This window comes from Roseibium sp. RKSG952 (assembly GCF_009711355.1).
The window spans coordinates 1-1228 of sequence record NZ_SMMF01000477.1; the positions used below are offsets into that span (position 1 = coordinate 1).

General features: G+C 59.5%; 2 protein-coding genes. Both read right to left on the minus strand.

From position 1 onward, the window contains the following. Positions 1-32: 32 nt before the first annotated feature. A complete protein-coding gene (locus E1297_RS01650; protein ID WP_155133077.1) occupies positions 33-419 on the minus strand; it encodes a hypothetical protein in 387 nt (128 codons plus the stop codon). After that, a complete protein-coding gene (locus E1297_RS01655; RefSeq protein ID WP_155133080.1) occupies positions 419-1129 on the minus strand; it encodes a hypothetical protein in 711 nt (236 codons plus the stop codon). Before E1297_RS01655 ends, E1297_RS01650 begins: the two co-directional genes overlap by 1 nt. Positions 1130-1228 lie beyond the last annotated feature (99 nt).

The following is a 1228-nucleotide window of genomic DNA, read 5'->3' on the forward strand; positions in this document are numbered from 1 at the left end:
CAAGTGCCATTCACGCTGTTTTTGTTCGTCTGTCACCCTCGCCCCCTTATGGCTCGTGAAATGGCCTGCACACCGGCTACCCCTGCCCCAGATCCGAAGACGGCTGCAAAGATCGTGTCGGCATATGGCTTGATGGAGTCCGGCAGAACAGAAATGTTGCCGGAAAAGAGAAAGATGCTGTCCAGACACACCGCCCCGAACCACAGCCCCAACGGCACAGCAAACAATGCCCAGACCGCCCAGAAGACCGGGCATTGCATGGCCTCCCGCCGCCGCTCCGCTTCGGCCTGGACAAACGCCGTCACAGCATCAGCCCGGACTTTCTCCCGCTCCGTACCGTTGTCAAAGGCCCGGTCGACGCTGGTCAGAACCCGGTCGAGCGGACCCTTGCCGAGCCATGACAGGAGCAGTCTGAACATCACCGCGCCCCCTGCCGCCGGGCATAGAGCCGGTTTGCGATGAAACCCAAGGCGAGAGCCCCCAGAATGAGCGCAACCGTGTTGCCATCCACCTGCTCAAGGAAGGCGGAGAAGGCAGCAACCAGACCGGCAACCCCGCCGATCAGCTCCTTGCTTTCGGTCAGTGGCTTATGGATCTTCGGCTTGGCTTCGGGGATCGGGATAGATTTGGCATCCGCGACGCCATAGCTTTCCGCTTCAAGCGCCCGGTCATAATCGCGGGCAAGTGCGGCAATCTGATCCGCCTTGTCGCGCCCGTTGACCACCCGACGAGCGTTAAAGAAATCAGACTTTTTCAGCGTGATGTAGTCGGCCAGCTTCTTGCCGGTAAACCAGCCTTCCACGCAGCCGGTGACAAGGATCTTGGCGGCGTGCTCCGGCACCATGGCAAGTTTAGGATCTTCGGCAAATGGAATGCCGAGCCTTTCCTGTGCGCGCCGGTAGTTCTCTTTCCAAGTGAGCTGCACATAGCCGCGACCGTGCCACGGGTAATAGCGCAGATTGTTTTGCCGCCAGTTTTCAGAGAGCCAGAAAGCCTCAACGACCGGTTTCATGGTCCGGGCCGTTTCCCAATAGGCGGTTGCCAGTATATACGCCGCCTGATTGCGCAGGCAGCCCGCGTTCTTGCACGCGTCCACGATCAGGCGCGTGTCACCAAGATCCATGTTCATCGGATTTGCCTTTCATTCGGCCATGAAAAAAGCCCCTCAGAGGGGGCCGGTGCGGATTGGATGTGTTGCGGAGGGTCAGCCGTCTAGCTTGACCTCAAC

Excerpts from the sequence above, each read along its gene's own strand:
- E1297_RS01650 (WP_155133077.1), bottom strand. The coding sequence starts at position 419 with ATGTTCAGACTGCTCCTGTCATGGCTCGGCAAGGGTCCGCTCGACCGG.
- E1297_RS01655 (WP_155133080.1), bottom strand. The coding sequence starts at position 1,129 with ATGAACATGGATCTTGGTGACACGCGCCTGATCGTGGACGCGTGCAAG.